Origin of the sequence: Porticoccus sp. (assembly GCF_041592135.1) — a bacterium.
Lineage (GTDB): Bacteria > Pseudomonadota > Gammaproteobacteria > Pseudomonadales > Porticoccaceae > Porticoccus.
Genome location: NZ_JBFHQR010000091.1, coordinates 1 through 9,620 on the forward strand (window position 1 = coordinate 1; position 9,620 = coordinate 9,620).

Genomic DNA, 9,620 nt, shown 5'->3' on the forward strand with positions numbered 1-9,620 from the left:
AAATTACCGGCACCGCGGTGACCGCGGCAGCCACCGCCAGCACCCCGGCGGGAGCCTATCAGGTCGAGGTGTCCAGTCTGGCGAAAGCCTACAGTATCGCCACCACCGGCATTGCCGACCAAACGGTTGAACTGGGCGCCGGTACCATCAGCATCAATATCGGCAGCGGTCAGCAAACCGCCGTTGAAATTGTCGATGGCGCGAGTTCGCTGCAGGATATTCGCGATGCCATCAATGCCAGTGAAGCGGGGGTGTCCGCCTCCATCGTCAATGATGGCAGTGACACACCCTACCGCCTGGTGCTCACCGCTGCCGCGACCGGTACCGAGGCGGCGATTACCTCGCTGGATTTTGCCGGTCTGGCAAGCAGTTTGGTCACCGATCCGATCACCGAAATCGCCGCCGCCAACGCGGCGCTGACCGTTAACGGCATTGCCATCACCAGTCAAACCAACAAGGTTCAGGGCGCCATTCAGGGTGCCACCCTGAGTCTTGTCGAAGAGGGCTCGGCCAAGGTGGTGTTCGAGCGGGATACCAAGGCTATCAGTGATGCGGTTGAGGGTTTTGTCAGCGCCTACAACAAGCTGAACGACAGTATTACCAGCCTCACCCGTTACGACGCCGAAAGCGGCGAGTCGGGGGATCTGCTCGGCGATTCGACCTTGCGCAGCATCCAGGGGCAGATGCGCGCGGTGCTGAGTGCCGGGGTGGACGGGGGCGCATTTAACCGGCTGACCGACATTGGTATCACCCGGGAGCTGGGCGGCGCGCTCAAGCTGGATACGGAGGCGCTCGATGACATTATCGCGACACAGGAGCAGGCGTTGACCGATTTCTTTGCCGGCGTGGCCGACGGGCCGGCGGGCCTGGCGGACAATCTGGTGGAGCGACTGGATCAGGTGTTGGCGAGCAATGGTGTGCTGGAGAGTGCCAGCAAGGCCCTCGACGGCGGCGTCAAGCGGATGGATGAGCGCTATGCGCGCGTCGAGCAGAGTATTGACGCCACCATCGCCCGCTATCGCGCGCAGTTCAGCAAGCTGGACAGCACCATCGCCACGATGAACTCGACCAGTGGTTATCTGGCACAACAGTTTGAAATCATGAATGCGCAGCTCAACGGTTAAACCACAGGACGCCGCTTGATCGCCGCTAATTTGAAACCCATGGGGAGTGAATATGAGAGCAGGTTATGGGCCGCTGGCCCGAGCGAACGCCGTCGCAGCCTACAATAACATCGGGGTGGAAAGTGGCGTGATGTCGGCCAATCCGCACCAGTTGATTGTGATGTTATTTGACGGTGTGGACACCGCCCTGTGTGCGGCGCGCAAACACATGGCGTCAGGCAATATGGCGGAAAAGGGGCGCGCCATTTCAAAGGCCATCGATATTGTCAATCAGGGTTTGACGGCGGCCCTCGACCTGAAAAAAGGCGGGGAAATTGCAGAAAGCCTGGCACTGCTCTATCACTATGTAAGTGGGCTGTTGCTGCGGGCCAATTTGCACAACGACCTGCAGAAGCTCGATGAAGCTGCGAACCTGCTGTCGGAAATTGGCTCGGCGTGGCGTGATATTGGCAATCAGTTGTAGGGGATAGAGATGCGCACCCAGAAAGAATCGCAGGCGTTGGACCATGATTACGAACAGCTGCTGCAGCTGTCGAAGCGTATGCAGCTGCTGTCGCGCCAGGGTAACTGGTTGGAGCTGCTGGAAAAGCAAACCCTGTATGTGGCCCAGGTTGAGCGGCTTGCCCTGCAGGAGCGCAAGGGTGACGAGCAGCTGAGTCGCCGCTGCGCGTGGATTGAGGATCAGTTGCTGGAGCACGCCGAGGAAATCTGTGCCCACCTGATTGGCCGCCGCGACGAGATCGGCCAGCTGATCAACTCGGCCAATCAGGGTAATAGCCCGCTGCTCTATGACCACTGATTTTTCCGGCGCCAGGGCAGCAGGTTGCGATGAGTGGCATTACCCCACTGCTTGATACCCTGTTGCCGCAGACGTTGGCTAGAAAGGTCGATACGCTGACGCCCCGGTTGCTCAACGAGGCCGTCAACCCGGTGCCCCCCCCGGCGCCGATAAAACCCCTGCACAGTGATGGTCGGCTGAATTCTCCCGGCCCGGCTGGCGGCGTCCGGTCTGGGTCGCTGCTCAGGCCACAACCGGAGAGCCCGGCAGTGGTTGCCGGCGGCAAAGCCTTGTTGCCTGCCAGCGGCGCGACGGAGAGCACCCTCAGCCCGGCGGCAAAAATGCTGTCCTCGATTTATTCGTCCGCTCCGTTGCCGCCGGCGAAAGTGACCCTGCCCGCACCCTTTTTCCCCGCACCCAGTGCTGCTAATGCAGCGGTGCTGGCCCATGGCCTGGGCCAGAGTATCCGCGACAGCGGACTTTTTTATGAGTCCCATCTCGCCAGCTGGTACCGGGGCGAACTGCCGGTGCAGCAGTTGCAACGGGAACCCCAGATGCGACTGCTGGCGGTGCCGCGACCGGCGGCAAACCCCGATCAGGGTACTCCCGTGCGGTCGGATGTGCCGCTGTTGCCACCGGACGGAAAGCTCTCCCGGCCCGAAGCGAAGCCGTTGCCAAGCGCGCCGCTTCCGGCGCACTTCCGCCTCGCCGGCCAGCCCCTGCCCCGGGAAGCTGATCTGCTGCTGACGCGCCTGTCCGCGGCGGTGAGCAATGGGCCACCGATCGCTGCGGGTGATTTGCCCGATCTGCGGGAGGCAACCCAGGCCGTGGTACAGCAACAGCTGGCCCTGCTGGCCAGCCCGCTGTTGCACTGGGAGGGGGAGGTGTGGGCCGGTGCCCTGCTGGCGATGCTGATTCAGATCCCCGAGGGGCTTCACCAGCGCAACCGGGAGGGAGCCGGGTCCGAACAGTCACGGGGAACGCCGGGCGAACCAGCCTGGGACGCCGAACTGGCCCTTGAGCTGGCGGCGCTGGGGCAGGTGAAAATGAAGCTGTCGCTACAGCAGCGCGCCCTCAGCATTGCGGTGCAGGTGGACACGGAAGCGGGGGTGTCCTGTCTGGAAGCGCAAAAAGCCGCCCTGTTGAGCCAGCTGGAGCGCTGCGGATTTGAGCATCCCCAGGTGCGTTTTCAGGTTGTCGGGGTGACGGATGCCGGATGATGCGCCTTCTCCAGCTCTTCGCCAGGCAGTGGCGCTCAGCTACCAGGACGGCGATCAGGCGCCCCGCGTCATCGCCCGGGGTTACGGTCTGCTGGCCGAACGGATGATCGAGCTGGCCAGGCAGAACGATATTTTTGTGCACGACTCCCCGGAGATGGTGGGGTTGTTGATGCAGCTCGATATCGACCAGTGCATTCCCCCGGAACTCTACCGGGCCATTGCGGAGTTGCTGGTCTGGCTGCGCAATGTCGATCGCGACATCGAGGCGGAATAGTCCGCTGGCGCGGCACTGCTGCTCGTCTTGACCACTGCTCCTCCGCTTCCCGTCCCCGCCGCTGCGCTTTCCTGTTCCTGTTCCTTGCCCGCCGCTGCGCTGCCCTGCCCGTGCGGGGTCGTTCCCATGGCCGCCGCGATTAAAAATGGCGAACCCTCTGCAGTAAATTTTCGACCGGCCCTCAAGTAAAAAATAAACAGGCCGATGAATACCTGTACTGAGGCAGACAGAGAGCCATCTTTGGTTGCTGTTCAAGTAAGTAGCTGTAGTTTTTTCTGGTAGTGAATGTGGGGGAAGTGTGGCGAAGATACTTGTAGTGGACGATTCATCCTCTATACGTCAGATGCTGGTATGTGTGCTGGAAAATTCCGGTCACCAGGTCGTCGCTTCTGCCTGTGCCGAGGATGCCTTGCCTCAGCTGGAGGGCGCAGCGTTCCAGCTGATCCTGACGGACCTGAATATGCCCGGTTTAAACGGCATCGCCCTCGCCGAAAAAATTCGCGCGACCCCCGCCTACCGTGTCACCCCAATACTTGTCATGAGCACCGAGTCTAGTCCCGAGGTTAAACAGCAGTGCCGAGAGGTCGGGGTCACCGGCTGGGTTGCCAAGCCATTTGATCCGGACCAGCTATTGGAGATCGTACAAAGGGTGGTGTAGCAATGAAGATGACTGAAATCGGTTTTTACAAAGGCGGCCATCAGCCAAAAACAATAAACGGTGGTCAGGCTGGTAACGGTTTTAGTGGGCTCAGGTTTTTACCCTATGTCGCAGCGAGCGGCGACATGACAGGCATGATAAACAACTCCGCGAACAGACCCTTCAGGGGCGCCCACCAGCCGATGGATATCGCGGGAATTTTAAGTGATTTCGCTCAAGCGGGGATGTAGCTGTATGGCGAGAATGAAATTTCTTTTTAGTCAATATGATGGAGTACTGGCATGAATATGGGGCAAGTACTGGAGAGCGGCGTCGAGGACCTCGGCGGCGGCGGGCAATACCTGACCTTTATCCTGGCCGAGGAAGAATACGGCGTGGAGATCCTGCGGGTGCAGGAAATTCGGGGCTGGAGCAAGGTTACACCGATCCCTAATTCGCCCTCCTATCTGCGGGGTGTGATCAACCTGCGCGGCAATATTGTGCCCATTATCGACCTGCGGGAGCGGTTTGGCATCGCGCCCATGGAATACGGCCCCACCACGGTGGTGATCGTCGTCAGGGTGCGGGGCGATAGCGCCGAGAGGATTATGGGTATCGTCGTCGATGCGGTTTCAGAGGTGTACACCGTGGGGGCGAAAGACTGCCAGTCGCCCCCGGATTTCGGCAACGTGATTGATGAACAGTTTGTGAAGGGCTTGGCGAGTGTCGATGAGAAAATGGTGATCCTTCTGGATATTGATTTGTTATTGAATGCGGGAACCATGGAAACCGCAGCTTGAGTCCGGATATCTCCAGCAATCTTGAGTCGTGAAGTATTGGCATGAGGGGGAATAAATGAATCAACAAGTAGAACAATTACAAAATCAGGGGGGCGACAATTCGTCCAGGCCACAAAAAACAGGGTTTGCAAATCAGTTGTTGAAAGAAAGTTTTGCATTGCTTGCGCCCCGTCTCGATGAACTGGTGGCCAACTTTTATGGCCTGTTGTTTGAACGCTACCCGACGGTCAAACCGCTGTTCAGGAATGTGACGCCCCAGGATCAGAGAAAGAAGCTGGTGTCCGCCCTGCAGCTGGTGGTGAACAACCTGGAAAAACCCGAGTCGCTGATCAACATCCTCACTGAATTGGGCAAACGGCATCAGGTATACGGCGCGCTGGAACCCCATTACGCCGTTTTTTCTGAAACCCTGACGGATGCCATGGGGGAAATGGCCGGCGGCCAGTGGACAAGTGCTTACGCAACGGCCTGGCGCGATGCGCTGGCGTTAATCAATAACATCATGCTGAGTGCATACAGTAAACCAGAGGATGAAGCTATGGCGTCAACGATCGAAAAAGATAATGAAGAGGTGACTCCCGCGGCGACCACACAAGAGTCAAATCGTTTTCGGGCTGCCATCGCCGGTGCGACCACCCCCATGATTATGGTGGACCGCAACCGGGTGATTACCGACGTCAACCAGGCCAGTATCGAGGTCTGGAAAAAATACATGCACCTGTACGAAGAGGCCTACCCGGGTTTCGATCCCTACAACGTGATCGGCCTCTGTATCGACCAGTTCCATTCCCGGCCGGAGCACCAGCGCGCACTGCTGGACGACCCCAGCCGCCTGCCTTTCAATGGCACCATCGAACTCAATGGCCTCTACTTCAGGATGATCGCCACCGCGGTGATCGACGATGATGGCAACCATATCGGCAGCTTGCTGGAATGGGGCGACATTACCGAGGAAGTGCGCAACGCCAGGGATGTGGCGCGACTCACCTCCGCCATCGACGGCGCCAACACCAATATCATGATCTGCGATGTCGACCAGAAAATTGCTTATGCGAACCCGGCCATGCAGACCTTGTTCAAGTCCCGGGCCAGGGAGCTGCGGGAGGCGTTCCCCGGTTTTGATCCCAATAAACTGGTGGGGCAGGGCATCGAGTGCTTTGGCAATGTGCGCGCGTTGCAGTCCCATTGTTTGACAGATGCCCACAGTTTGCCCGCCAGTTCCGAGGTGGTGGCCGCGGGTGTCGAGTTTGAAGTCAATACCACCATGATCACCGGGTCCGATGGCGAGTACATGGGCAATATGGTGCAGTGGACCGATGTCACCAACGAAAAGGATGCCGAGCGGCAAATTCGCGCCCTGGTGGAAACGGCGTCCGAGGGCGAGTTCTCATCCCGGATCGATACCAGCAGCTATAGCGGTTTCTTCAAACAGCTCGGGGAATTGCTGAATGAACTGATGGCCACCAGTGAGAGCGGCCTGCAGGACATCGCGCGGGTCATCAAACAGCTGGCCGAGGGAGACCTGACCGGCAGTATCGAGGCCCAGTACCACGGCCTGTTCGGGCAGCTGAAAGAGGACGTGAACGGCACGGTCAGCAACCTGTGTTCCATGGTTGCACAGATCCGCGAGAGCGCCATCAATATCAGTAGCTCCTCCACCGAAATTTCCCGGGGCAACTCCGACCTTTCACAGCGCACCGAAGAGCAGGCCTCCTCCCTGGAAGAGACCGCTTCCAGCATGGAGCAGATGACCTCGGCGGTGAAATCCAATGCCGACAATGCCCGCCAGGCGAATCAACTGGCCTCCGGGGCGCGGGAGCAGGCGGAGAAGGGTGGTGAAGTGGTTGCCAGGGCCGTGTCGGCGATGTCGGCCATCAACAACTCGTCAAAACAAATTTCCGAAATCATCGGGGTGATTGATGAAATCGCCTTCCAGACCAATCTGCTGGCACTGAATGCCGCGGTGGAGGCGGCCCGGGCGGGCGAACAGGGCCGCGGCTTTGCGGTGGTGGCCGCGGAGGTGAGAAACCTGGCGCAGCGCAGTGCCGAGGCGGCGAAAGAGATCAAGTCGCTGATCAAGGACAGTGCCGAAAAAGTCGATGACGGTTCGCGGCTGGTGGGCGATTCCGGCAAGACCCTGGAAGAGATCATCACCGCCGTGAAAAAGGTCAGCGACATCATTGCCGAGATCGCCGCGGCTTCCCAGGAGCAGTCGGCCGGTATCGAGCAGGTCAACAGGGCGATTACCCAGCTGGACGAAGTGACCCAGCAAAACGCGGCCCTGGTGGAACAGGCTGCCGCCTCCAGTGAGGACATGGAAGAGCAGGCCACTGGCCTGAAGGAACTGGTCGGCAGTTTCCACACCGGTGAGGAAGAGGAAGAAATTATCTTCCAGCCCAAGCAGACCGCCAAACGGACGATCGCCGCAACAAGAACTCCCGCCAGACCGGTAGCCGCCGTCGCCAAGGGCCGCAAGGTCGCGCCCCCTCCGCGCAAGAAGGCGGCGGAAGAGACTGAGGAGTGGGAAGAATTCTGATTCCGATTCGAGTGGCACGCAGTAACTGGCAGTTAATTAACTTGGTGCAGTATCGATGAATATGGCGAGTGTCATACCACAGGGAAGCCATGTCGATGACATGGACGGCCACGGGGAATTTAAACTGACGGACAGGGATTTCCGTTTTATCGCAAAACGTATTGCCGAGCACGCCGGTATTGTGCTCAGCGATGCCAAGCGGGATCTGGTCTACGGGCGCTTGATGCGCCGCCTGCGGGCATTGAAACTGACCCGTTTCTCCCAGTACTGCGACCTCCTGGCGCAGGACGACGGCACGGAAATGGAGTACTTCGTCAATGCCCTCACCACCAACCTGACGGCGTTTTTTCGCGAGCCCCACCATTTTGACTATATGCAGCAGGAGCTGCTGCCGGCGCTGATCCGGCAAAAATCCTCGCGCACACTGCGCATCTGGTCGGCGGGCTGCTCCACCGGCGAGGAGCCCTACAGCATTGCCATGGCGGTCGCGGAGGTGATGCCGGAGGGCTGGGATATCCGGATACTGGCCACGGACCTGGATTCCAGTGTGGTGGCAACCGGCCGGCAGGGCATCTATCCGGAAACCCGGGTGCAGGGCATGTCGCAGGCGCGTCTCAAGCGCTGGTTTTACCGCGGCAAAGGTGCCCGGGCCGGGATGGTGAAAGTGGTGCCGGAGTTGGCGGATATGGTGGCCTTCAAGCAGCTGAACCTGTTGTCGGACTGGCCCCTCAAAGGCAGTTTCGACATCATTTTCTGTCGCAACGTGGTGATTTATTTCGACAAGGCCACCCAGAGCGTGTTGTTTGATCGCTACGCGAATCAGTTGCAGCAACGGGGCCACCTGTTTATCGGGCACTCGGAAACCCTCTACAAGGTCTGTGACCGCTTTAGCCTGCTGGGCAATACGATTTATCAGAGAGTCAACTGATGGTCGCGATTCCGACCCTGAGCCGCTTCTCGTCAACGCAGGATGCGCCCGGCACGGAATCATTCCCACCCCTGCCCGGCTACGAGCATATCAACCGCTACTGGGACCGGGTGAACGAGTGCCGAGCGGCCAAGATTCTCCCCGGTGAATATTACGTCACCCTGCGCGGCGAGCTGGTCACGACGGTGCTGGGCTCCTGTGTTTCCGCCTGCATACGGGACAGAAAACTGGGCCTTGGGGGCATGAACCACTTTATGTTGCCCCACAGCGAACAGTTGGAAAACTGGGGCATTATTTCCTCCGCGGCACGCTATGGCAGTTACGCGATGGAAGTGCTGATCAACGACATCCTGAAACACGGCGGTCGGCGGGAAAATCTCGAAGTAAAGCTGTTCGGCGGCGGGCAGGTTTTAAGACATAAAACCAGCGTCGGCCAGCGCAATATCGCCTTTGTCCGGGAATATATTGCAGCGGAAGGGCTGTCACTGGTCTCGGAGGACCTGGGCGGGGAATTTCCCCGCAAGGTCAATTATTTCCCGCAAACGGGACTGGCGCGGGTCAAGAAATTGAAGACCCTGCAAAATGACACCTTGTTGAAGCGGGAGAGCAGCTATCTGACCACGTTGGAGAGCGCCCCGGTCAAACAAGACATAGAACTGTTTTAAGGAGTCCCCGTTGGCTGCGCCGATACGAGTGCTAATAGTTGATGACTCAGCCCTGATTCGCAATCTGCTGACCAGGATATTGGGTGAGGACAAGGAAATAGAAGTGGTCGGCCAGGCGGCGGACCCCTTTATTGCGCGCGAGAAAATCAAGTCGCTGAACCCCGATGTGCTCACCCTGGACATCGAAATGCCGCGCATGGATGGCCTCACCTTCCTGCGCAATCTGATGCGCCTGCGGCCCATGCCGGTGGTGATGGTGTCAACCCTGACCGAGCGGGGGGCCAGCGTCACGCTGGAGGCGCTCGAGCTGGGCGCGGTGGATTTTGTCGCCAAGCCCAAAATCGATGTGTCCCACTGCCTGGAGGATTACGCTGAGGAACTGATTGGCAAGGTGAAGGCGGCGGCCAGGGCACGGCTCAGGCCGATCATTCGGCTGGCCGATCCGGAACCGCTGTACAGCACCGATGCGGTCATTGCGCGCTCGGCGGGCAGGCATTTCCAGACCACCGATAAAATCATCGCCATCGGCGCCTCGACAGGGGGCACGGAGGCGATCAAAGACGTGCTGCTGGGTTTTCCCCCCGATGCCCCGGGCACCGTGATCGCCCAGCATATTCCGTCAGGTTTCAGCGCCGCCTTTGCCGACCGCATCAACCGG

The 9,620-nt window shown here is 59.2% G+C and carries 12 protein-coding genes; all 12 read left to right on the top strand.

Annotation, left to right across the window (positions count from 1 at the left end; all coding sequences use genetic code 11):
- A partial coding sequence (gene fliD / locus ABY948_RS08730) for a flagellar filament capping protein FliD (RefSeq protein WP_461482146.1) occupies nt 1-1,124 on the top strand: 1,124 nt, incomplete at its 5' end.
- 52 nt (nt 1,125-1,176) lie between these two features.
- Nucleotides 1,177-1,587, top strand: a complete 411-nt coding sequence (gene fliS, locus ABY948_RS08735; protein WP_461482147.1) for a flagellar export chaperone FliS — start codon at nt 1,177-1,179, stop codon at nt 1,585-1,587.
- Nucleotides 1,588-1,596: 9 nt separating this feature from the next.
- Nucleotides 1,597-1,923, top strand: a complete 327-nt coding sequence (locus ABY948_RS08740; RefSeq protein ID WP_461482148.1) for a hypothetical protein — start codon at nt 1,597-1,599, stop codon at nt 1,921-1,923.
- 29 nt (nt 1,924-1,952) lie between these two features.
- On the top strand, nt 1,953-3,122 hold the full coding sequence (locus tag ABY948_RS08745; protein WP_461482149.1) for a flagellar hook-length control protein FliK: 1,170 nt from the start codon (nt 1,953-1,955) through the stop codon (nt 3,120-3,122).
- Nucleotides 3,112-3,396, top strand: coding sequence for an EscU/YscU/HrcU family type III secretion system export apparatus switch protein (locus ABY948_RS08750; protein ID WP_461482150.1), 285 nt, complete (start codon nt 3,112-3,114; stop codon nt 3,394-3,396). Before ABY948_RS08745 ends, ABY948_RS08750 begins: the two co-directional genes overlap by 11 nt.
- A gap of 298 nt (nt 3,397-3,694) precedes the next feature.
- On the top strand, nt 3,695-4,054 hold the full coding sequence (locus ABY948_RS08755) for a response regulator (protein WP_461482151.1): 360 nt from the start codon (nt 3,695-3,697) through the stop codon (nt 4,052-4,054).
- Nucleotides 4,055-4,056: 2 nt separating this feature from the next.
- Nucleotides 4,057-4,284: a hypothetical protein gene (locus ABY948_RS08760; protein WP_461482152.1), complete on the top strand. Its 228-nt coding sequence runs from the start codon at nt 4,057-4,059 to the stop codon at nt 4,282-4,284.
- Between the two features lie 51 nt (nt 4,285-4,335).
- On the top strand, nt 4,336-4,833 hold the full coding sequence (locus ABY948_RS08765) for a chemotaxis protein CheW (protein WP_461482153.1): 498 nt from the start codon (nt 4,336-4,338) through the stop codon (nt 4,831-4,833).
- Between the two features lie 136 nt (nt 4,834-4,969).
- Entirely contained in the window at nt 4,970-7,369 is a 2,400-nt protein-coding gene (locus ABY948_RS08770) for a methyl-accepting chemotaxis protein (RefSeq protein ID WP_461482154.1), read from the top strand.
- A 55-nt stretch (nt 7,370-7,424) separates the two neighbouring features.
- Nucleotides 7,425-8,297, top strand: coding sequence for a CheR family methyltransferase (locus ABY948_RS08775; RefSeq protein WP_461482155.1), 873 nt, complete (start codon nt 7,425-7,427; stop codon nt 8,295-8,297).
- The gene (gene cheD / locus ABY948_RS08780) at nt 8,297-8,962 is read left to right on the top strand and encodes a chemoreceptor glutamine deamidase CheD (protein WP_461482156.1); all 666 of its coding nucleotides are present in this window, start codon (nt 8,297-8,299) and stop codon (nt 8,960-8,962) included. The genes ABY948_RS08775 and cheD overlap by 1 nt, the downstream gene beginning before the upstream one ends.
- Nucleotides 8,963-8,972: 10 nt before the next feature.
- Nucleotides 8,973-9,620: response regulator (locus tag ABY948_RS08785; protein WP_461482157.1), on the top strand; the 648-nt coding region annotated here is incomplete at its 3' end.

What these genes read in the sequence shown, in the direction of transcription:
- fliS (WP_461482147.1), top strand. Translation starts at nt 1,177, where the DNA reads ATGAGAGCAGGTTATGGGCCGCTGGCCCGAGCGAACGCCGTCGCAGCC.
- ABY948_RS08740 (WP_461482148.1), top strand. Translation starts at nt 1,597, where the DNA reads ATGCGCACCCAGAAAGAATCGCAGGCGTTGGACCATGATTACGAACAG.
- ABY948_RS08745 (WP_461482149.1), top strand. Translation starts at nt 1,953, where the DNA reads ATGAGTGGCATTACCCCACTGCTTGATACCCTGTTGCCGCAGACGTTG.
- ABY948_RS08750 (WP_461482150.1), top strand. Translation starts at nt 3,112, where the DNA reads ATGCCGGATGATGCGCCTTCTCCAGCTCTTCGCCAGGCAGTGGCGCTC.
- ABY948_RS08760 (WP_461482152.1), top strand. Translation starts at nt 4,057, where the DNA reads ATGAAGATGACTGAAATCGGTTTTTACAAAGGCGGCCATCAGCCAAAA.
- ABY948_RS08765 (WP_461482153.1), top strand. Translation starts at nt 4,336, where the DNA reads ATGAATATGGGGCAAGTACTGGAGAGCGGCGTCGAGGACCTCGGCGGC.
- ABY948_RS08775 (WP_461482155.1), top strand. Translation starts at nt 7,425, where the DNA reads ATGAATATGGCGAGTGTCATACCACAGGGAAGCCATGTCGATGACATG.
- cheD (WP_461482156.1), top strand. Translation starts at nt 8,297, where the DNA reads ATGGTCGCGATTCCGACCCTGAGCCGCTTCTCGTCAACGCAGGATGCG.